17 protein-coding genes are annotated in these 21,880 nt (G+C 41.3%); 5 read left to right on the top strand and 12 right to left on the bottom strand.

Annotated elements, in window-relative coordinates; genetic code table 11:
• The 3 genes from B9T26_RS13905 to B9T26_RS13915 form a co-directional block, all read right to left on the bottom strand.
• Window positions 1-240: IS630 transposase-related protein (locus B9T26_RS13905; protein ID WP_086200257.1), on the bottom strand; the 240-nt coding region annotated here is incomplete at its 3' end.
• 117 nt (window positions 241-357) lie between these two features.
• Window positions 358-4,872: a translocation/assembly module TamB domain-containing protein gene (locus B9T26_RS13910; RefSeq protein WP_086200258.1), complete on the bottom strand. Its 4,515-nt coding sequence runs from the start codon at window positions 4,870-4,872 to the stop codon at window positions 358-360.
• A 38-nt stretch (window positions 4,873-4,910) separates the two neighbouring features.
• On the bottom strand, window positions 4,911-7,634 hold the full coding sequence (locus B9T26_RS13915; protein ID WP_086200259.1) for an autotransporter assembly complex protein TamA: 2,724 nt from the start codon (window positions 7,632-7,634) through the stop codon (window positions 4,911-4,913).
• 177 nt (window positions 7,635-7,811) lie between these two features.
• Here B9T26_RS13915 and B9T26_RS13920 point away from each other — a divergent pair, with 177 nt between their 5' ends.
• Both B9T26_RS13920 and coq7 read left to right on the top strand, forming a co-directional pair.
• Window positions 7,812-9,134, top strand: coding sequence for an MFS transporter (locus B9T26_RS13920; protein WP_086200260.1), 1,323 nt, complete (start codon window positions 7,812-7,814; stop codon window positions 9,132-9,134).
• A gap of 4 nt (window positions 9,135-9,138) precedes the next feature.
• Complete coding sequence (gene coq7, locus B9T26_RS13925; protein WP_086200261.1) at window positions 9,139-9,774, top strand: 2-polyprenyl-3-methyl-6-methoxy-1,4-benzoquinone monooxygenase; 636 nt, start codon at window positions 9,139-9,141, stop codon at window positions 9,772-9,774.
• A 51-nt stretch (window positions 9,775-9,825) separates the two neighbouring features.
• On the opposite strand, the gene B9T26_RS13930 is transcribed toward coq7, so the two are convergent.
• On the bottom strand, window positions 9,826-10,401 hold the full coding sequence (locus tag B9T26_RS13930; protein WP_086200262.1) for a DedA family protein: 576 nt from the start codon (window positions 10,399-10,401) through the stop codon (window positions 9,826-9,828).
• A 468-nt stretch (window positions 10,402-10,869) separates the two neighbouring features.
• On the opposite strand from B9T26_RS13930, the gene B9T26_RS13935 reads away from it, so the two are divergent.
• On the top strand, window positions 10,870-11,196 hold the full coding sequence (locus B9T26_RS13935) for a pyrimidine/purine nucleoside phosphorylase (protein ID WP_086200263.1): 327 nt from the start codon (window positions 10,870-10,872) through the stop codon (window positions 11,194-11,196).
• Between the two features lie 509 nt (window positions 11,197-11,705).
• Here B9T26_RS13935 and B9T26_RS13940 read toward each other — a convergent pair.
• The 8 genes from B9T26_RS13940 to B9T26_RS13975 all read right to left on the bottom strand — a co-directional run bounded on the left by B9T26_RS13940 (window position 11,706) and on the right by B9T26_RS13975 (window position 19,907).
• Window positions 11,706-12,335: a hypothetical protein gene (locus B9T26_RS13940; RefSeq protein ID WP_086200264.1), complete on the bottom strand. Its 630-nt coding sequence runs from the start codon at window positions 12,333-12,335 to the stop codon at window positions 11,706-11,708.
• 326 nt (window positions 12,336-12,661) lie between these two features.
• On the bottom strand, window positions 12,662-13,099 hold the full coding sequence (locus B9T26_RS13945) for a 2-amino-4-hydroxy-6-hydroxymethyldihydropteridine diphosphokinase (protein ID WP_086200265.1): 438 nt from the start codon (window positions 13,097-13,099) through the stop codon (window positions 12,662-12,664).
• Window positions 13,056-13,436 (bottom strand): dihydroneopterin aldolase, encoded by a 381-nt coding sequence (gene folB, locus B9T26_RS13950; RefSeq protein WP_086200266.1) that lies wholly within the window; start codon window positions 13,434-13,436, stop codon window positions 13,056-13,058. Before folB ends, B9T26_RS13945 begins: the two co-directional genes overlap by 44 nt.
• A 156-nt stretch (window positions 13,437-13,592) precedes the next feature.
• A complete protein-coding gene (locus B9T26_RS13955; RefSeq protein ID WP_086200267.1) occupies window positions 13,593-14,891 on the bottom strand; it encodes an ABC1 kinase family protein in 1,299 nt (432 codons plus the stop codon).
• Window positions 14,892-14,949: 58 nt separating this feature from the next.
• Window positions 14,950-15,705 carry a HesA/MoeB/ThiF family protein gene (locus B9T26_RS13960; protein ID WP_086200268.1) on the bottom strand — a complete coding sequence of 252 codons (756 nt, stop codon included), beginning with the start codon at window positions 15,703-15,705 and terminating at the stop codon, window positions 14,950-14,952.
• A gap of 152 nt (window positions 15,706-15,857) precedes the next feature.
• On the bottom strand, window positions 15,858-17,504 hold the full coding sequence (locus B9T26_RS13965) for an AMP-binding protein (protein WP_086200269.1): 1,647 nt from the start codon (window positions 17,502-17,504) through the stop codon (window positions 15,858-15,860).
• A gap of 248 nt (window positions 17,505-17,752) precedes the next feature.
• A complete protein-coding gene (locus B9T26_RS13970) occupies window positions 17,753-18,889 on the bottom strand; it encodes an acyl-CoA dehydrogenase family protein (RefSeq protein ID WP_086200270.1) in 1,137 nt (378 codons plus the stop codon).
• A 247-nt stretch (window positions 18,890-19,136) separates the two neighbouring features.
• Window positions 19,137-19,907, bottom strand: a complete 771-nt coding sequence (locus B9T26_RS13975; RefSeq protein WP_086200271.1) for a 3-hydroxyacyl-CoA dehydrogenase — start codon at window positions 19,905-19,907, stop codon at window positions 19,137-19,139.
• A gap of 156 nt (window positions 19,908-20,063) precedes the next feature.
• On the opposite strand from B9T26_RS13975, the gene B9T26_RS13980 reads away from it, so the two are divergent.
• Together B9T26_RS13980 and B9T26_RS13985 are read left to right on the top strand one after the other, a co-directional pair.
• A complete protein-coding gene (locus B9T26_RS13980) occupies window positions 20,064-21,086 on the top strand; it encodes an AraC family transcriptional regulator (protein ID WP_086200272.1) in 1,023 nt (340 codons plus the stop codon).
• Window positions 21,087-21,295: 209 nt separating this feature from the next.
• Window positions 21,296-21,649 carry a hypothetical protein gene (locus B9T26_RS13985; protein ID WP_086200273.1) on the top strand — a complete coding sequence of 118 codons (354 nt, stop codon included), beginning with the start codon at window positions 21,296-21,298 and terminating at the stop codon, window positions 21,647-21,649.
• The last annotated feature ends 231 nt before the right edge of the window (window positions 21,650-21,880 follow it).

Here is a 21,880-nt window from a genome sequence, read left to right on the forward strand (position 1 = left end):
ACCAAAACGTTCTGCCCGTTCACTAATATAATCATCAGGATATTGTTCAACATCCTTCAATATTTGCTCTTTGCTGATTTTAGCTGGACGACCTGGAATTGGTTTAATCTCGGTTGATTTTTTCCATAGCTGTATCGTACGCGTGCATACCCCAAAATGTTGAGCAGCTTTACGTACTGACAGTTGATCTCTTGCCATAATTTCTATGACTTTGTCTTTAAAATCTTTTGAATATCCCATGTCTTATAGTGTATTAAATATTTGAGAACTTAGCTATAGTCTACACGTGATTTTAAAGTGTAGACTAAAAAAATTACATAATAACAATGTCTTAACAATATTTATCTTTTCAGATTGTTAGAAGCGCCAGTTATAGAATACGTCGATGGCACGTTCTAGTGACTGACTCGCTTCCAGATATAAACGCTTATTCATTTGATAACGTAAGGTCAATTTATTCACCGGTGTAAATACCCCAACCCCGTAACGGATAAACAGATCCGGGGTAATATAACCCGTCACACTCACTTGAGTATCATCCCCTGTTCCTTGAGCATCCAAAGCCAAACCACTTAGACCAAAAGTACGTCCAATCTGGTTGGTTAGCGCACGGGTACCACCTAAGCCCATACTGATTCCGGCAGCAGCAATGGTATTGTTAACATCGGACTTGAAGCCCTCTGCCTGACTAATACCACTGGTGCCTTCATTAATACGACCAGTAATTAAGGCGTTCAGTGCTTCTTGCTCAGACAAACCGGCATCGTTATAGACCTGAATATTTGGTGTGGTTGCCGTACCGGTGACCCGTACCCCAACCAAGCTGCCTTGTACACTCTTATTGGCATCGATATCTAAAGTCGGGTTATATAAAGGCCCGTTAAAACGTGCAATCGCACGATTTAAATCCAGACTTTGTCCATAAGCTTCAATTTTTACCCGCTGGCTCACCCCTATAGCACCATTGGCACGCATGGCCGTTTCAAGCCCCCGTTGTGAGAGGTACAAACGCCCTGCCAGTGGAATACGGCTATCAAAGCCTTGGAAAATCACCTGATTACCTAAATTTACCAAGACATCGGCACGAATATCCCAAGGTCGGGCAGCTCTTAATATGGCCAGCTGATCTTGTCCTTCACGCACAATTCGTACATCTGAAGATACATTGACTACCGGTGCTGAAGCTTCAGGCATAGAAATTAAGGCACGTGGCACATCTACCTTACCATTTAAGGTCAATTTTTTCTTAAACGGCAACATATCCAAAGTCACATCTGGCGTAACCACGGCGGTAATTAACGGTGCCTGACGAACAAGCAGGTTTTCACCTTTTAAATGCAACTGAATGCGAGGATCATCTTTCCAGTTTACGCTACCGGTCAATGCACCAACACCTCGTCCACTATTAAATGCTCCATTAATGGTGGCGTGATCTTGGCGTATAGAAGAATAAACTTGAATATTGGTTAAATTCACCGGCAATGAGATCATGCTGATTGCACCATCTTTCAGGCGCATTTCACCATTCACTAAAGGCTGCGTTAAGGTACCGCTAATTTTTCCGGCAAATGACAGGTTACCAGCCAAAGAACGGACATCTTGAATAAAGGGTTTAAAGACTTTCAGTTGCACCTGATCAAAGGCAATCTCACCACGCATCGGCATATTGTCTTTATAGGGATCAATAATTACATTGGCATAACCGGTACCAATTTCAGGTGTTTTAACATCTAGACGAACTTGCAAACCTGCCGCGACACTTTTTGCCACTACTGCAATTTCATTATAATTCAGGGTAGAACCGGTATCTTGTGGATCTTCGGCCGCAAGCCCAATTACACCATTACGGGTCACCAGTCTGGCATCAATTTTTGGCTTGCCGCCTTGTATCCAGGCTGCTTTGGCATAACCATTAACCTTACCGGTAATTTCCAGACCTTCGGGCATAAAGGCAGCAAAATCATTTAAGTCGACATTTTGGGTAATAAAGGAAACATTGCCCTTGGTTTTGCTTACCCGAATCGGTTGGTCAAAACACAACTGGCTTTGCTGGCTAGACCAGCAATGGGCGCCGACAAACAATTCACTTTTTGCCGAGCTGTAAATCACAGAGGCATTTTGACGTTGCACCAAACGTGCACGCAAAGAGTCAAAGTCACCGTTCTGGATTTGTCCTAACCAATCATTCTGCGCATTAAAACCACCGGCCAATTGCACATAGAATTTGGAAATTCGGTTTTGCGCCTGAATTTTCAAGATGTGAGCTTTACGTGTACCGGCCAGTGAAATTTCACCCTGCTGAATCTCACGTGCTCCACTGCGCAAGTTTTCCATTTTCGCTGTCATCAATGTCGGGGTCGATTCCGAAGTCGGCAGCTCGCCCTGTACACGCAATTTTTTCACACTGAATAACTGGTTAAAACCAAAATCATCTACTGCCAGATTTGCAGTCGCTTGCAAGCGTGGCTGTGATTGCACATTTAAATAACCATAAGCACGACCACGCAGACCACTGTAAATTTCATACAAGGCTGGTGCATTGATTTTCAATCTTAAGTTTTGTGCATTGCCTGTGGCTTGAACCTGATTTTTGGCATAAGAAAGATAGAGATTATTTGCTTCAAATTGTTGTGGCAGGAAGCCTTTTTGATTGGAATCGATCACCACAGCCAGATTACCGGTGCCCCGTACAGGTTTATTGTTGATGATACCCGCGAGATTCAATTTCTGGATATTGATGCGTTTTAAAGCGTCCGACCAAATCCCTTCAGTTTTCACATTACCGGAGAGTTCACCACGTACAGAAGAAACAAAATAATGCGGTTTAAAGCGTACCAGGGAAGCATTGATATTCCAGCCAATGCCATTGTGCAAATGGATCAGACCACTGGCATAAATTTTTCCGGCAATACCTGAATGTTTCAGTTCATCCACTTTAATCAGTTCTGGCGTACCGGAGATCTTAAACTTGAGCATGCCTTCACTGGCAGGAAGCTGACTGGCATTCAGTGCCCCATCATAATTCACGGCAAAACTTTTAAATGCACCACCCGCCTTTTGATCATTAAACAAAATGGCTGCGGTACTACGACCGGTTAAGCGTACTGTTTCGTTGTTATTTTGCTGTGCCAGACGACCAGTTAAATTAATCGCATCCAGATGGATAATTTGCTGATTCGGTTTGGCAAAACCGTTGGCTTTGACCTGTCCATTGAGCAGATTCACCGGTGCAGCTTCAGCTACAGTTTGCGGATTAAAATCTTTGGCATTAACAATGGCATTCCATTTCAATTGACGTTTTTTAGTCGGCAATTCTACTTTTGCATTACCCGTTAAGCTGCCTTTGCCCGCTACATAACTAAAACTTGGGATATTTAAATTATCATTTTTTAGATTGAGCTGTGCAGTGTATAACCCTTCAGGCAACACACCCTTATCATTTTGGGTGACCGCAGTAGCAACATGAATATCCTGTTTGCCTTCGACCAGCGCTAATTTTACGTCACCTGATTTACTGCTTAACCAGCCCACATAAGGCACGGCGCGATCAATATTTTGCCAGGCAACATTCAGCAGCATCGGATTTGGTTTTTTACCTTTCTGCTCCGCCTGATCGAGCTTTAAGTTCCATGTTTCATAACGGTCAAAATCTACTAAGGCCGTCAGATGCATGCCATCTTGCAAACGCCCTTTAGAGGCAATTTTGGCATCCAGACTTGGCGGCAGAAAGTCCTGAATGATTTGCGGAATCAGTTTGTCTTTGGGATTGATTTTATCGACACGACCATTCATATCCCAAGTGACATGATCTTTCCAGCTCACTACACCAGCCACATTCACCGCGCCATTCATCAGCTGGCCATTTAAATTGCGAATGTCGAGCTGATGCACCAAGTCGGTATGCATACTGCCGTTATATTGGCCTTGCGGAATATTTTTACCACTTAAGTCCGTGATTGCATCGATATTTAAACGCTCGATATCACCATTAAATTTTGCCACGCCATTCTTGGTATATAGCTTTTGTTCAGTCAGTAATGGCCAATGGTATTTTTTAAACTTTAACTCACCAAACATGGGAACATGTTTACGCACCGGATGTAATACTACCCAACCGGTCAACAAGTCTGGAGTATTGGTGGCTACACCGGCCTGAATGGTATCCAGCGAACCTTTCGCTACGACTTTAATATCATGAATATTCAGGCTCTTGTTCAATGAGGGTATATTCAGATCACCCACAGCATCTAAAGGATATTTTCCTTCAAACTTCATGTTACCGCTGGCATTTTTAACAGAAAGATAGCCCATATCCATTCGGGAATCTTCGAACTTCAGTTCAGTCCCCGACCAGAGCGCTTTATTCAGGTGAATATCGTGAAACTTTACACTTGCCGCAGCAGTCTTAATTAATAGATGATCAACATCAGCGGTGTCTAGACGTAACACAAAGGGTAAGCGAATTTCACTAAATTTAAACGGTTCATCGCTGGGTGGATGCTTGGTAATAATTTGCAGATTACGCACATCGGCACGATTCAGGTGAATTTCTTTCTTCAGAATTGCACGCCAACCCAAGGTGACATCTGCTCGGTCTATTTTAACGTCTACCGGCTTTAGGGTAACTAAAATATTTTTGAGGATAATGCCGCTTAACAGATTACCGCCTTCATATTCATAATGAATAATCTGCTGGCGCTCTAAAACACGATTCAGCAAAAATCTGCTGCCTTTATCGGTACTAAACATTACAGCGAAAGAAGCAATCAGCAACACAAACACAATAAGTAGTGTGAACAGCACACTCCTTAGAATACGACGCTTTTTAGGTCTAGGTGTTTCATTCTCTGGTTGCTGTTCTACTTCAGCCATAATACTCTCTAAAAACTAAGATTTATAAAAACCAAGATTTATAATTGTGAACCAATAAAGAAATGCAGACGTATTGGATGGTTGTCATCAGAAATACCTGAAGCCACATCTACGCGAATAGGACCAATGGGCGATGCCCAACGCAGCCCCAAGCCCACACTATATGCTGTAGGCGTATTAAAGGTTTTATCATAAGCATTGCCGACATCGCTAAAAATGGCTGCACGCCAGCCTTCTTTAAATTGATAGTTATATTCAAGTGATCCCACAGCCAAAGCCTGACCACCGATTTTAAATCCATTTTCTTCTGGCGATAAACTTTTATAATCAAAACCGCGTACAGTTTGGTCACCACCAGTAAAGTAACGCAGATTATAAGGCACCTTGCTAAAGTCTTGGGTCAAGATATAACCCAAATCACCGCGCCCTACAAACTGGTGATTGTCATTTTCACCCAAAGAGTAAATAAAACGCCAGCCTGCATTGAGAATGGCCATATCCGCATCGGACAATAACGATTCACTGCCAAGTTCCACTTTATAGGTCTGCTTAAAGCCTTTACCCGGGTTAACACGTTTGTCACTGGTGGTACGCGACGCTTCATAGCCAAACAATAAAGATTGTTGCTGTTCATTGGAGTTCGCCAGGAAAGTGTCCGGAATTTCACTTGCGGCAATATCACCATCTTGGGTCAGCTGGTCTAAACGGTAACGAAGACCAAAAGTATGTTGCCAGCTACCACGCGGTCTTTTAATAATTCTGTCCACACCAGCCACAGCAGATTCAATTTGCAAGCTATTGCCTTGGGCAACATCATCACGTTCCTCGCGCTCATAACCGCCCACAATACTGATATAGTCATTGATGGGATGGTGATAAGGAATATTATAATGCCCATCTATAGACTGACGAATTTGAGAGAGTTCGACGTTGGCATCAAAGGAATGTCCACGGCGGTTGACAATGGCACGGCGGTACTGACCACGTAAACGCGTACCTGTATCTGTACCATAACCTACACCCAGCTCTGCACTATTCAAACGGTCTGCGTTTAAAGTCACAATAACCGGAATTTTCTTCTCTTCACGTGCCTGAACTTTTAAACGTTCTTCTTCAGAATCTTTCATTTCCTGTTGTGCACGCATTTGACGCAGATTTTCATCCCCTTCAGTTTCACCTTTACCGGCAAATTGGGTTTCATCTGCTACCGATTGCGTTACCTCTTTTGCAGAAGCGACCCGTTTTTTATCCTGCACCGCCGCTTCGCTTTCAGATATTTTTTGCTGATCGACCAAGGCCTGAATATCTGGTGGTAATTCCAGCGATTTTTCAATTGGATCTGGGCGTACTGCATCTACCAAGGTGTAATTAAAATAACGTGAGTTAGTGAGGTTATTGGCCAAGCCATTGACACGCCAGAAGGTATAGTCCGCACCATCTTCCCAAGAGACCATGCTTTGCAACACATCCATATCGATCGGAAATGGTTTGGTCGGATCACTCATACGAAACTCAACAGGACCTAACTTATAGCGTTCGCCTGTCTCATAACGTAAATTCACATCTGCCGTGTTTTGCGGCTGGGCTACTTTAACATCATGCAAACGCCAGTAACCATCAAAGAAACCGTTATTGGATGCGGCATCGTTAATACGGGTTTTGGTGTGTTCATATAGACCATGATTGAAAATATCGCCCACATCCTGATCCGGTAAAAGCCGGATCACCTGGAACTGAGGCTGGTTTTCACCGGCACCACTCAATTCAATATTCTGCTCTTTAATTTGTACCGGTGCATTTGCCGTCACTCTGACCCGAACACGGCTTTCACTGAGTTTCTCGAATTTAAATTCGGCATTATAAAAACCAACCGCTTGCGCCGCTTGATTGGACAAGGTTCTCAGCTGTGGCAATGCAGATGGAAAATCGCTAAATGATTCCTCAGTAAAACTGGAAAGTTTAGCCTTGAGATTTGTTTTCAGATTGTCCAGTGCCTGTGCATAAGCTTTGGCAGAAACGTCGCTGCTGTTTGGCGTAGCAACAACAATTACATCGGCACTGATACGTTCTACCTTGGCAGTATTGAATTGACGTGGTGGGCGTATTTTATAGAGCCAGCGTTTAAAAAAGTTAGGTTCTTCTATTTCGTCAGTGGGTGCCAGTTCAGGCAAGGTCTTACCGGCTTCATTGGCTTCAACCACAATCTGGCTGTCGGCCTGAATAGTTGACATCAGCTGATCGATATTCACCGGTGCCTGATTGATTTCAACCAGTTCCTGCTGCGTGGCATCAGAAACTACCGCTTCTGTGCCTTGACCTGCACGGTATTGCTGGGCTTCTTTTTTCGCCTCTTCAGCGACACGAAAAATTTCATTTGCCATGTCTGCACTGACAGGTGTAATCGGCAGTTCTTCTAGGTCTTCAAATTCAATCGGTTTGAATTCTTCCAGAGGCTGTGTAGCCTGTTCTTGCTGCTCCAGCATTTGCAAGCTATCAGGTGCGGCTGAGTTTTGGAGGCTTTCTATTTTTTCCAGTTCTTCACTACTGCTCATACCCTGTTTAACAGCTTCATCCTTGAGTTGCTGCTGAAATTCTGCTTCAGTGATTGGAGGATTTGGCTGAGTGACTTGTGCAAAACCTTGTTGAGCCAGTAACATGAATACCAGACTGAGTCCGAATCGTTTATGCTCATTGTTCCACTGTAAAATGGAATTAACACTTAAACTCAGTGTCGACTTTTGAAAATTCAGTTTTGAAAGCATAAAAAACTCTAAACTCATATAATATTTGTAATGGAAATGCCCGATGAAAGCTTGCTAACAAACTCAAATCTATTGGAATTTTCCCAAAAGTATAGGTTGAAAACATCATACATGATTTTTATTGTGTTTTACCAAATGCTCACATTTCTTAATAAAACTTAATGAAGTCCAGAAACCATGGAAAAAAATGAACATCTTCTAGGCACACGTCGATTCTTACCGATGTTTGTCACTCAATTTTTCGGTGCCCTGAATGACAACGTTTATAAACAGGCCTTGTTGCTGGTCATTACCTATGGTTGGATTAATCAGCAAAGTGCCAGTGTAAGTACACTCAACAACCTTGCAGCCTTGCTATTTATTTTACCCTATTTCATTTTCTCTGCGACAGCCGGACAGATTGCCGATAAATACGAGCGTTCACAACTTGTACGGGGCATCAAAATTCTCGAAATTGTGATTATGCTGATTGGCTCTGCCGGCTTTTTACTCGGTCATTTGTGGTTGTTATTGGTGGCTTTATTTTTAATGGGCACGCATTCAACCTTTTTCGGGCCAATCAAATACGCCATTTTGCCGGAAATTTTAAAACCGAATGAGCTGATGTCAGGCAATGCCTTATTTCAGTCAGGAACCTCGATTGCCATTTTAGTCGGGATGATTTTAGGCGGTGCGGTAATATCGGCCTCAGATGGTAATCTGATCTGGATTAGTATCACCATAGTAACCATTGCCGTTTTAGGTTATATCTCCAGCCGTTTTGTCTTAAAGCAAAAAGTAACTGCGCCTGATGTACACATAGACTGGAACTTTTTTAGAACCAGTTTCCAAACTCTAGCTTATGCAAAAAGTTTACCGGTCGTGTTTCTTATTCTGCTGGGCAATTCCTGGTACTGGTTTTATGGCGCGACCTATCTCACCCAAATTCCGCAGCTGACTCAACAGAACCTGCACGCCTCTGAAAACGTAGTCAGCTTGCTATTAACTTTCTTTTCTGTGGGGATTGGGGTTGGTTCATTATTGTGCCGTAGAATTGGCGGTACAGAAGTCAATTTGAAGATGGTGCCGATTGGCGCGATTGGCCTAACCGTATTTGCTTTTTATCTGGCAGCAAGTTTGGCTTTTGTGCCTGAACGTACAGGCGAGATGCTCGGCTTGAAAGATGTCTTTACCCAAGGCTGGAGTTATTACCATGTCATGCTTGCTGTGACATTGCTTGGGATTAGTGGCGGTTTTTATATCGTACCTCTATACGCCATGATGCAGGCCTTTTCGCCACAATCACATCGTGCACGTGTGGTTGCTGCAAACAACATTCTCAATGCCGTATTCATGGTATCCTCTGCAATATTTTCCATTATCATCTTAAGTGTACTTAAGATTGATATTAAAATACTTTTTAGTATTACAGCAATTCTAAGCGCCATTTTCACTACATGGCTCCTGTTTAAGCTCAAGCCCATGCTTGCAGCACAGCAACAAGATGCTTTAGAGGATTAATTTTATGCGTCAATATACCGGTATCGACAAATTTATTCATTCGTTTGACCAAGCGCTACGCAGTCTGGTTCCCGGAACGACCTCTGCACATCGTGAAAATCCAGGCCATGATGTAGAAACCAAATTAGGGGTTAGTGAAGCACGCCATGTTGCAGGCTTAATGCGGGTAAACCATAGTGGTGAAGTGTGTGCACAGGCGCTTTATCATGGTCAGGCACTCACAGCCAAACTTCCAAATGTACGCCGTGAAATGGAACAGGCTGCCATTGAAGAACAAGACCATTTGGCTTGGTGTGAAGATCGCTTAAAAGAACTGGATAGCCATACCAGTTTGCTCAATCCGGTTTGGTATGGACTGTCTTTTGGCATGGGTGCGATTGCCGGTATCGCTGGTGATAAATATAGTCTGGGTTTTGTGGCAGAAACAGAACGTCAGGTGAGCTTGCATTTACAAGACCATATTAAACAGTTGCCTGAGCAGGATGAGCGTTCACGTAAAATATTGGTGCAAATGAATGAAGATGAGTTGCACCACAGAGATACTGCGTTAAATGCCGGAGGTGTAGATTTACCTGCACCGGTACGGATTACCATGACAGCCATTTCCAAACTGATGACCAAGACCAGTTATTATATTTAATTGAAATTTGCATGATTGAGCCCACTTGAATGTGGGCTTTTTTATGCCTCTTTAAGGTGAATGTTTATGATGAATGAATAGCGCATATATAATCCGAGCCAGTACAATACAAGCCACCACGGCAAGAACAATATAAATATCATGATGGTAAGACAGTACACTTGCCCAAAACACATGTAACCAGTGGCTAATCTGCAATCCAACACTCACAATAACGAACGCCCAGATAAAACAGGCCAGTAGATTAATCAGCATATATTTCCATAGCGGATAAGCTTTAATCCCGATGGATATGGGCAAAATGGTCCTGAGTCCCCACGCAAATCGCATCAACAAAATGGTCAGCACCGGATAATGATCGATGATGCTGCTGGCCTGGGTAAATTTTTGCGCCAATTGCGGCTTGCTTTGGAGGATTTTCTGACCATAGCGAACGCCAATTTGATAGTAAAATTGATCGCCAATAAAACCGCCTACCATCGCGACCAGAATAAGAACCCAAAAATGGAAAATATGCTGATGCACCGCATAGGCACCGAGTATCAGGACAGTTTCACCTTCTAATAGCGTTCCAATAAAAATGGCAAAATAACCATAATGTTGCAGCAGATCAGTCCAGTTCATCATTTTTAAATGTGTCTGATAACAATTTTAATATCTTCACCAGATCGCTATTCATTGCAAAGGCCAGTCTGGTTGCTTTTTTAAGCATTTATATTTCATCAGTAAAATAAAGTGATTTCTCGGCCGATATCATCTCATCCATATTTGTTGTTTTTAGCTTTGTCTGGGGCATGGCATGATTTATATATTTGTTATTCATCTGCAATAAACTGTTTTTAAAAAGCTTTTTTCATTCAAAAAAATGAATCTAAAAATATAAGAGATAAACCTGTTTCCTTGTAAGTTTTAGCTTACAACACTTGTCTAAAATTTAATTGGCATAAATAAGCTTTTATAACACTGCATAAAGCTTTTATTCTTGTAAAATTTATACAATACGATGACCAAAATATATAAAAAAAATTGATTCGTATACTTTATAAAAATAAATATTAGCTGCACAAACAACAAAAATAATCTAAGGAGCAAGGTATGTCTACCCAGTTCAATTTTGTCTCTGTCAAAAAAAAATCAAACATTCATTTTGATGGCTGTTCTGTAAGTCATGTGATTGAGTTGAAAGATGGAACTAAAAAAACCATAGGTGTGATTCTTCCCACAGAACGCCCTCTTGTTTTTGAAACTCTGGTTGCTGAACGCATAGAAATTGTTTCAGGCAAATGTCTGGTTCAAATTGGCAACAATCAACAGAGTCAAACCTATTATGCGGGCGAGTCTTTTTATGTGCCTAAAAAAACCCAATTTAAAATCATCAGTGATGACATTATTGATTATGTTTGCCATCTGGAAGATCGTTAAGATTGGCTGCAACCAGCATTACACAGTAATTGATTCACAATAAAAAAGCCCGACATCCTGTCGGGCTTTTTCGTATTGGTTCGCTCGGTATAACTCCTGTCGTACCTTACTATCCTTGTGCTTGTCTATTGTTATTCTTGTATGGAACTTCCTGTTCCTGATGATTTCATCATATGAAATTTCCACTATTCCAACCAGAAGCTATAAACTTGAATTCATGTGAGCAAATGCGTACAAAGTCGATTAAAAATTATCCCAGATTTATCCGCAGAAATTGGGGATAACTTTTGCCGTGGAAAGACCGAAAACACTGAAAAAAGTTTCAATTAGATTAAAAATTAATCATTTTTATTGGCAAAATATTCCACTTCAGAATAAAAAGAAACCGTCTTGTTTCCAAGATAGTTTTTTGGAAATTTTATGGATTTTTATTTTAAGTTAACATACTGATATTACATAATTATTTAAATTACATTACGTATAATCGCCATTATGTTAAATGAAAGGCTTTATAAACTACTAATTTTAAAGTCTTCTAATGTTTTGCCTTTTTCATTTAATAAATTATGAACAAACTCAGGATCCAACTTGAGCATAAGATCAATAGCATCATGTATTTTCCAAAAATGTAGTTTAGGATGATCAATTATTTGAGTTAAATGATTTTTTATCAAAGGAATATATTCACTATATTTATACTTTTCAATTACCCAAAATACACCTGCGATATCAAATGGTTGAGTGTTAGATTTTTCGATAATTTTTTGTATAGGAGGGAATATTTTACTTCTAGCCTGCTCACTAAATCCTAAGTCAGCTTGGGTTGCCCAATAACTGACAAAAGCGCGAAGTACATGCTGCAGTGTATCATCATAACCATGTAAACGATGATCTATATAACCGTCTAATTTATTCTCATTTAATAAATTTACTAATACATCAAAACCAGATGACTGTCCCCAATGAGTCAAAAGTTTTGCTGCTTCAAAGACAGTATTTTCATCAGAAGAATTTAATAAATTTATGACTTTTTCTATACGATCTTCAGGAATATCTTCTAGATCTAAATCGGTTGCATCACATGCGTAATCTGCATGAGTAGGAACGTCATGCAGTAATACATAAATTTCTTTATTCATTAATCCACTCATTAATAATTATCTTAAGATTTCCTAAAATTAACATAATACACGTTATGCGAAGTTCAAAATTTATTTTATATAAATCATTAATTTAATTCCAATCAAAAAGCTTAATCCTTGCATATTAGGCTTTTTGATTGATTTTTCATGTTCCACGCCTAATATTTGATCATTTTTTCATAATTTAAATAACTTAGACTTTATAAGCACTCACCTTTTGTCCAATGTTTATTGCTTGATTAAACAAATCAAATGTTCAGGTTAATCTCATCTCACTTAGGCTATTTTTATAACTTAATTCGCTTATCCGTGAGAACTGAATTTTAATTTGTCCAATTCACCACTGGAAATTGATGATTTTCGTGCTGAAAATCAGTGCTCTGCCAAATATCGAGCATTGGAATTTTGACATCTAGAGCCAAAGGTAATTTTTTGGGGTTAAACCGCATATGCTCTAAGTCCTGTCCCCATGCAATTAAGTCCACATCCAAAGAAATTTGATGTGAAGGACGTACACGCCCCGAATCTGTTTCCATTTTTTTTAATAGCGCAATGATATCATCCACCGATATGGCTGCTTTTAACAAACATGCCGCATTCCAATAATCCGCACCCACAGCATCGCGACATGGAATTAAATAAATTTCAGAGAATTGAACTTGTCCAATTTCAGCAATCTGGTCAAATGCCTGCTTAAAATGAAGTTCAGGATTACAATTACTCGCCAGAGCTAAGGCGAATATCGTTTCGGTGGCGTTCAAGACGAATTCCTACAGAATTTGCTTGCGCGATAATGGCAGGCTTACGGATAGTAATCATAATCGATTCTACTGTAGGAAAGGTAGTAAAAAGCGCGTTTAACACAAGTTTTGCTGCATGTTCAATCAGTTCTGGCTTGGCATCCTGAATAACTTTGGCAGAAATCTCGCAAATTTCAGCATAGTTTAAAGTATGTTCCAGTTTGTCCGAATTAGAAGCCTGTTCCAGACTGGTCTGAATGGTCATATCCAGCATTAAAGGCTGTATGATTTGACGTTCCCAATCGAAACATCCCACTACAGTGTCGACCTTTAAACCTTCAATGATAATTGCGTCCATGTTTAACCTTTCATTAATTTATAATCCCTCCCTTGCGAAACAACGTTTCTCACCCTTTAAAAATGGAGGAGCTTTAAGCTGGCTCAACAGAAGTTGAATAGTCAAAAAGTCCCCCTTTAATAAAGAGGGATTTAGGGAGATTTTCTTAAAAATACTTTAATGCTTTAATAGCAAATTCGGATCCAGAGTTTGCACCATTTGCAGTCTCTGGTCTGCATAAATATCGGTATATGGCGCAAGGATGCGCATAAAGCGATCGAAATACAGCATTTGTTTAAACAGCAAGGCAAAGTCACGCGGGAAGCGAATACCATGACGCTCCCCTACACCCACCATATCCATCATGATGTCATTTAAATCAGCAGGATTAGAAGTCAGCAATTCTTGAGGATCGGCCATAAGCACGCCACTAAATAAACGCTCTAAATCAGCTGCGAGTACTTGGGTATCAATTTTCTTGTCAGTCATGCCCATTTTCAGCATGTTTTCTGCCATCAAGTTGTAATTGGTGTTTTGCAATGCATCCATAAAGGCAATACATGCAGTCCATACTTCAGGTTTCAGCTGGCCGACGATGCCAAAATCGATAAAACCGACACGACCATCTTCCAGCAACATCAGGTTTCCGGCATGTAAATCGGCATGGAAGCTGTTACACATCATCAGGCTACCGAACCATGTATTCATGGCAGTAATGAGTACTTGAGATGGATCTTTTGCCACCTTTTTTACCACTTCGAAATCGGTCAATGGCACGCCATACAAGCGCTGCATGGTTAAAACGCGGCGGGTTGAATATTGGTGATAAACCTTTGGTGCTGTGGCTTTCTGATTTTGCGTCACATTCAGATAATTAACAAAATCATCCAGGTTTTGTGCTTCTTCAATAAAATCGACTTCACGCACCATACGACTTTTAATTTCATCGACTATATCGGCAAGTGATGCAAACTTTACTTTCGGTACGGCTTTTTCTAAAATTTTGGTAGCCCAGTGCAACACATTTAAGTCGGTATATAGAATGGTTTCTACACCCGGCTTTTGCACTTTAATCACCACATCTTCACCGGTCACCAGTTTTGCTGCATGAACCTGAGCAATAGAGGCAGAAGCTAAAGGCTTTTCATCAATGGAAGCAAAAATTTCATCCAGATTTCTGCCTGCAAATTCAGAAGCCAATACGCCTTGAACATAACTGAATGGCAGAGAGGGTGTTTGATCTAGACAGCCTTGAAATTCTTCCACATATTCACGTGGAAACAAGGAAGGTGTGCTGGCAATAAACTGTCCGAGCTTGATATAAGTTGAACCGAGCGATTCAAAAGTTTCACGCATCAGTTTTGCGTTACTTGGTTTTTCTGTGGCGTATTTAATGCCGGCTTTTGCTGCAATAACAGCTGTTTCACCTACGCGGGCAACTGAACGCAGGCCATCTAACCAGATATTGTTTTTCATAATGTCAGCTTAGAATTAAATTGTAGTGAGTGTAGCAAAAAAATATTCGTTTGCAGGCCTATCTTGCCTGACAGACTGGACAATCTGTATCTTTTTCGAAAGCAAGTAAACGTTGCCTCATGCTTAAACCATCCCAGAGCATCAGTTTTTGCTTCAGCGGTGTTTTGCCTAGTCCCAAATAAAGCAAGGCATGATGGGCTTGCAAGCTTGCCATGACATTAGGCGTAGTGGCTAACACGCCTGAATCGGCACAGCGCAGGTTTTCATTGGCGTGTTGCTCTTTGGGAAATAGGCATTCATAACAGGCCGAATCGCCTTCTACCATAAACATTTGTCCCTGAAAACCGATGGCCGAAGCACTGATTAAAGGTACATTGAATTGCTTACAGACTTGATTGACCAAATAACGGGTGGTGAAATTATCGCAACCATCTAAAACCAGATCTTGATTTGAAATCAGTTGTTCTGCATTGCTTTGATCCAGTTTCACCGTTTGAGATTCAACCCGAATATGCGGATTAATCTGGTTTAAACGTTTAGCCAGTATTTCAGATTTATAGAAACCAATATTGTCTTCTACATAGGCTATTTGCCGTTGCAGATTACTCATTTCAATTATATCGGCATCGATGAGGGTGATTTTTCCTACACCTGCACGTGCAAGCAGTTCCGCAGTTGTACAACCGATTCCACCACAACCTACAATCAAGACATTGGCAAGTTTAAGTTTTTCCTGTGCTTGAATGTCCCAACCATCTAGCAAGATTTGACGGCTATAGAGATGCATTTCTTCATCAGTTAACTCTAGGTCCATATCTATATCAGTCACTTGGCGATTCCTATCCGAACAATCACGTTATCTAAATTCAGCATGAATTATAGTTCAAAATGATGGCTAAAGAAGACTAATAAAAAAAGCACCCTTTCGGGTGCAAAGAGCATGAAACTTTAAAAACTGAAATTAGCTTAACCGACTTTTTGAATGCCCTGCATTTTGGCAATTTCCTGTTGTTTGAGTAAATTGCGCTGAATTTTACCACTCGAGGTTTTAGGAAGGCTCTCCACAAATTCAATTTCCTTAGGATAGGCATGTTTAGACAAACGTGAACGTACATATTCCTGAAGTTGCTGACTTAACTCAACTGAAGCTGAAAATTGCGGTTTGAGCACCACAAAAGCTTTCACCACTTCTGTGCGTTCTGGATCTGGCTTGCCAATTACTGCCGATTCCAAAACCTGTTCACATTCCAATAAAGTGCTTTCCACATCGAAAGGGCCTACACGATAGCCTGACGTTGTAATGACATCGTCAGCACGTCCAATAAAATCTACCCCACCAAACTCATTTAATTTAACGGTATCGCCGGTTAAATAATAATGACCTACAAAAGATTTACGGTTATGACCGTCATAACCTTTAAACCAGGCCAGTGGTGATTGTGAGTAATCGATGGCAAGTGTACCAATACCACCTTTTTCAACTTCCTGATGGTCTTTATTCAAAACCGCAAAGCGATGTCCCGGAATGGCATAACCTGCTGAACCGACTTTCTTTTCATGCTCTAAAGCATGATGGTTAGCAATCACCATGCCCAGTTCAGTTTGTCCATATTGATCATAAATATTCACATTCAGGTCATGATTAAACCAGTGAATCACTTCCGGGGTTAATGGCTCTCCTGCACTACTGACTGCACGTAAATGCTCTTTAATGGATGGATCAAATTTTTCTTTAAAGCCGAAGAACATACGGAATGCAGTTGGCGAACCGGTTAAGTTACTCACTTTATATTTTTGAATCACTTGCACGGCGTTATCTACACTAAATGCACGCTCGTCCATAATAATGCTATGCCCCAGGCTTAAAGGCCCGGTAATACCGTAATACAAACCATAAGCCCAGCCTGGATCTGCCAGATTCCAGAAAGAATCTTCTTCAAGCAAATCCACAGCATGGGTCATATAACCTTTAAATGCCAATACAGCCTTTAAAGGCACTGGAACTGATTTTGCCAATCCAGTCGTACCAGAAGTAAACATCATCAGGAAATCATCTTCAAAGCTTTGCATGACCGGTGCAAAAACTGAAGATTGCTTCTCGAGTTCTGTCCAAAAATCATCATCCTGACGATTTGAATGATCTGACTGATGCACGGTTAAAATATGTGGGACTGCGACACTATTGAGTTTTGGTCGTTGTTCTGCATTGGTCACAATCAATTGGGTTTTGGCGTTATTGATACGATGTTCAATCGCTTTGGATTCAAATGCGGTAAATAAAGGCTGGTAAATTGCCCCCATACGCCAGGTTGCCAAAATCGTAATTAGCAATTCAGGGGTACGTGGCAATAAACCTGCAATACAATCGCCTGCTTTCAGTCCAATTAACGTAAAATAATTTGCCAGTTTTCCTGAAGCTTCTGCCAGTTGTTCAAAGGTCCAGATTGCAGATTCGCCATTTTTGCCTTCCCAGATTAAGGCCGTTTTATTTGCACCGAGATAACGCTCACAACATTCAACGTAGGCATTCACCGCCTGAGATGTACCTACCAGTTGTTCGGCAAGATAATGATCGAAATTAAACTCTTGATATGCTTGTTGCAGTGTCTTCATGATAACTACCTCTCATCCGTTTTTTATAACAAAGCGCTTGCTGAGTGCTTCTGCTTTGCGTGTCCATTTTCATTGTTGTTTTCATCATTAAAATGCCAAATGGTATTCAGCGTTTTGAACCGTTTTATTGCAATATTTATCTAGATAATCATGTTTGGAATGATCCTGCAATTTCCGAATCCATCAAAAAATATGCAGGATTTGAGCACCGACTAAAGTCTAAAATTTAACCAAACTTAAGTCTCTATTTAGATTTTGGTGACCTCGCGGGCAATAACCAAACGCTGAATGTCCGAAGCCCCCTCATAAATTTGGCTGACCCGTACATCACGGTAAATTCGCTCTACCGGGAAATCAGATACATAGCCATAACCGCCATGAATCTGAATGGCATCTGAACAGACGCGTTCAGCCATGGTGGAGGCAAACAGCTTGGCCATGGATGCTTCTTTTAAGCAAGGCAGCCCTGCATCTTTTAAGGTGGCAGCATGGAAAATCAGCTGACGAGCAGCTTCAATCTGGGTGGCCATATCCGCCAGACGGAATGCCACCGCCTGATGCTGAACAATCTCCACCCCAAAAGCCTTGCGTTCATTGGCATATTCCACCGCGGCATCCAAAGCTGCACGCGCCATCCCTACCGATTGGGCGGCAATACCAATACGTCCTGACTCCAGGTTAGATAAAGCAATCTTGTAGCCTTCACCTTCCTTACCTAATAAATTTTCGGCAGGAATGCGACAGTTTTCAAAAATGATGGTTGCGGTGTCTGAACAGTGTTGTCCCATTTTTTCTTCAAGACGCGAGACAATATAGCCTTCTGTTTCTGTGGGAACCAAGAAACAGGAAATGCCTTTTTTCCCTGCGGCTTTATCGGTCACGGCAAAGACTATTGCAACTTGGGCATATTTGCCTGTGGTAATGAACTGTTTAGTACCATTCAAGACCCATTCGTCTCCGTCACGTTCTGCCTTGCATTCCAGTGAACCTGCATCTGAACCAGCTTGAGGCTCCGTTAAACAGAAACAACCTAACCATTCACCGGTGGCAAGTTTGGTTAAATATTTCTGTTTCTGCTCTTCTGTACCGTAACGTTGGGTAATTCCGCAAGGCAATGAGTTTTGTACGCTCACTATAGTAGAAATTGCTCCGTCACCTGCGGCAATTTCCTCTAAAGCTGCCACAAGGGATACATAGTCCAGACCTGCACCGCCCCATTGTTCAGAAACTGTCATGCCCAAAGCACCCAGCTCACCCAGCTCTTTTAATTCCTGTGCAGGAAATATGGCAGTTTTATCACGTTCTGCTGCGGTGGGTTTCAGCTTGTTTTGCGAATAATTGCGCAACATGTCCTGAACCATTTTTTGTTCATCATTTAAAATCATTGAGCTTCCCTTTCTATATCTATTTTATTTACTTCAAGCTTTTTGCTATTGAGATCGTTTGAACGTAGGTGACGGCGACATGGAGGTCGCCCGCGAAACTGAGATACAGGGACGTATCTTCAGTTTCGAAAAGGATTTTTGTTTCTTTTGATCCTTCAAAAGAAAATGAATGCTTTCGCAAAGCCATTTAAATTCGATGAGAAATTCGCAGCTGTGCAAATCATCATGTTCTATAAAAATCGAAAAATTATTTAGGCTGCATACGAATCGCACCATCCAGACGAATCACTTCACCATTCAAATAACTATTTTCAAAAATATGTCCCACCAGATGTGCAAACTCTTCCGGTTTGGCTAAACGTGGTGGAAATGGCACCATCTGTCCCAAAGCATCCTGTACATTCTGTGGCATCGCCTTAAGCATAGGTGTTTCCATAATTCCCGGTGCAATGGTCATCACCCGAATCGCTTCACGAGCCAGCTCACGAGCCAAAGGCAAAGTCATGGCAACCACGGCACCTTTTGAAGCAGCATAAGCCGACTGACCAATCTGACCATCATAGGCAGCCACAGAAGCGGTATTCACAATGACACCGCGTTCTTCTTCACCCGCTTGTAATGGGTATTTCGACATCAAGCTTGCAGCAAAGCGAATCATGTTGAATGTGCCGTTCACATTAATATTCAACACGCGTTGGAACATGGCAAAATCATGAATGCCATCACGGCCCAGCACTTTGGCAGAAGGTGCTATACCGGCACAATTCACCAGACCATTCAATTGACCATATTGCTGAGCTACATTGTCAAAGAACACCTGCACTGCGTGCTCATCCGTAACATCCAGTTTGACAAATGCGGCATGCTCGCCTAAACGCTGTTGCATTTCCAGGCCTAGCTCATGATTCATATCGACCATGATCACTTTAGCGCCCTGACCCACCAGATATGTTGCCGTTGCGGCACCCAAACCTGATGCACCACCGGTCACTACAAACACTTTCCCTTGGATTTTCATTTTATTTTCCTGTTAATTCTTTGAATAAACACTCGACTTAAGATGCAGAGTAAATGCAGTTAAGCTAGAGTACAATTTCCAAACGTTGCATCCTCTCTGATGGATTTGGACAATCCCAGTCACGGCAGCAAAAATACGGAATATGGATAACGGCGCATGAATGAACAGGATTTAGACTACAGCAAAGGTACGATTTCAATCAGCCTGGTGCATGAGGCACTGCTCAATGCGCAGCAACAAGGTCTGGACATTCAAAATATTCTGATGAAATCAGGCATTCCCGATGAATTGATGCACTCCAGCAAGGCCCGTGTTTCTGTTTCCCAATACGCACAGCTCTGGACCGAGCTTGCCGATGCCATGAATGATGAGTTTTTTGGGATGGATAGCCATCCTATGCGACGTGGCAGCTTTAAACTTTTATCACAATCGGTAATGCATGCGGAGACGCTAGAAAAAGCCCTGCAACAGATTCTGCAATTCTTAAATCTGCTGCTGGATGATTTTGTCAGTCAGTTATTTGTGCAGGAAAACTACGCCTATATTGTGATTTATGAACAAACGCAGACCAAAAGAATGTTCAGCTATGCCACCTATTTAATGCTGATTCATGGCTTGATGTGCTGGTTAAGTGGACAAAGGGTTTTGCTCAAGCAGATTCAGCTTAAGTGTGATGCACCGCTAGATGATCAGGACTATAAGGTGCGATTTTGTGAAAATATTCAATACAATAGCGATGAAAATTACATCCAGTTTGATGCCAATTATTTAAAAATCCAAATCAAACAAGATCAGCAATCCTGGTATCAATTTATCAGGCAGACCCCGCAAAACCTGCTGGTGCGTTTTAAAAACCCGCATGCCATCAGTTCCCAGATCCGCAAACATTTAATGCATTTTCCTCCTGCTGAATGGCTGGAACTGAATGAAATTGCCCAGCGTTTGAATATGTCGGATGCCACCATACAACGGCGCTTAAAAAGTGAAGGTGTCAGTTATCAGCAACTCAAAAATGATATCCGGCGAGATACGGCCATTGAATTGCTGACCAAAACAGAAAAAACCTTACAGGAAATTAGCGATGAATTAAGCTTTCATGATCCGAGTGCCTTTCACCGTGCTTTTAAAAAATGGACCGGCGTCAGTCCCGGTGCCTATCGGCAGAACCAGGATCAATAAGTTAAATCGGTTGCTAAAAAATCAATCCTTTTTTGAGAATTTAATAATTCTTTGCTTTTCATTATCTTAAAAAAATGACACATTTTTCGTCGGAATTTAGTTGCAAAAAATACCAAAATAGATTACTTTTCAACCAATTTAAAGGCATATCTTTATGCCATTCCTGCTGTACTCCTCCCCATGAAACACCTTAGATTAAAGGTTCTGACATGCTTAAGATGATTGATGTACTAGAGCAAAGCTTGGTGCAAAACTTTACTCATTCTCTCAACTCTCACACCAGTCAATTTGATGAATTATTCAATCAGGGTATTTTAAATACTTCTGATTCAGCACTTCAAAATGTGGTGGTCAATTTCTTCAATCGTGCCGATGCGATTGAATCCGCTCAGGCTCTTGATATCAGTGCTGAACGCATTGCCGCGCTGCAATCCGCTACAGCGTTAAAAGATGATCAATATCTTGCAGATACAGCAAAAATCGTGGCGCTTTGTTTAGCCCTTGAAACCAATAGCTTGGAGCAAGTTGAAGTTTCAGACTGCTTACAAGATTATCCGATGTAATCTTTCAGTATATAAAAAACGGCTCACAGGAGCCGTTTTTTTATGCACATCATTACTCAATCTTTAAACTTGAATGAAATAGGATGCTTCAAGCTTTAACAACTTGCTGCGGTCCTGAGCTTGATTCAGATAATTTTGTTTGCGCAGCTGTTTAAGCTTTCAGGTGTAATAGCTTATGTGAAAAGCAGTGCTCCATCACAGTTCAAATTTATTCAAATGCCAGGGTCATTC

Source organism: Acinetobacter sp. ANC 4169, from assembly GCF_002135355.1.
GTDB lineage: Bacteria > Pseudomonadota > Gammaproteobacteria > Pseudomonadales > Moraxellaceae > Acinetobacter.

What these genes read in the sequence shown, in the direction of transcription:
- B9T26_RS13910 (WP_086200258.1), bottom strand. Translation starts at nt 4,872, where the DNA reads ATGGCTGAAGTAGAACAGCAACCAGAGAATGAAACACCTAGACCTAAA.
- B9T26_RS13915 (WP_086200259.1), bottom strand. Translation starts at nt 7,634, where the DNA reads ATGCTTTCAAAACTGAATTTTCAAAAGTCGACACTGAGTTTAAGTGTT.
- B9T26_RS13920 (WP_086200260.1), top strand. Translation starts at nt 7,812, where the DNA reads ATGGAAAAAAATGAACATCTTCTAGGCACACGTCGATTCTTACCGATG.
- coq7 (WP_086200261.1), top strand. Translation starts at nt 9,139, where the DNA reads ATGCGTCAATATACCGGTATCGACAAATTTATTCATTCGTTTGACCAA.
- B9T26_RS13930 (WP_086200262.1), bottom strand. Translation starts at nt 10,401, where the DNA reads ATGATGAACTGGACTGATCTGCTGCAACATTATGGTTATTTTGCCATT.
- B9T26_RS13935 (WP_086200263.1), top strand. Translation starts at nt 10,870, where the DNA reads ATGTCTACCCAGTTCAATTTTGTCTCTGTCAAAAAAAAATCAAACATT.
- B9T26_RS13940 (WP_086200264.1), bottom strand. Translation starts at nt 12,335, where the DNA reads ATGAATAAAGAAATTTATGTATTACTGCATGACGTTCCTACTCATGCA.
- folB (WP_086200266.1), bottom strand. Translation starts at nt 13,436, where the DNA reads ATGGACGCAATTATCATTGAAGGTTTAAAGGTCGACACTGTAGTGGGA.
- B9T26_RS13955 (WP_086200267.1), bottom strand. Translation starts at nt 14,891, where the DNA reads ATGAAAAACAATATCTGGTTAGATGGCCTGCGTTCAGTTGCCCGCGTA.
- B9T26_RS13960 (WP_086200268.1), bottom strand. Translation starts at nt 15,705, where the DNA reads ATGGACCTAGAGTTAACTGATGAAGAAATGCATCTCTATAGCCGTCAA.
- B9T26_RS13965 (WP_086200269.1), bottom strand. Translation starts at nt 17,504, where the DNA reads ATGAAGACACTGCAACAAGCATATCAAGAGTTTAATTTCGATCATTAT.
- B9T26_RS13970 (WP_086200270.1), bottom strand. Translation starts at nt 18,889, where the DNA reads ATGATTTTAAATGATGAACAAAAAATGGTTCAGGACATGTTGCGCAAT.
- B9T26_RS13975 (WP_086200271.1), bottom strand. Translation starts at nt 19,907, where the DNA reads ATGAAAATCCAAGGGAAAGTGTTTGTAGTGACCGGTGGTGCATCAGGT.
- B9T26_RS13980 (WP_086200272.1), top strand. Translation starts at nt 20,064, where the DNA reads ATGAATGAACAGGATTTAGACTACAGCAAAGGTACGATTTCAATCAGC.
- B9T26_RS13985 (WP_086200273.1), top strand. Translation starts at nt 21,296, where the DNA reads ATGCTTAAGATGATTGATGTACTAGAGCAAAGCTTGGTGCAAAACTTT.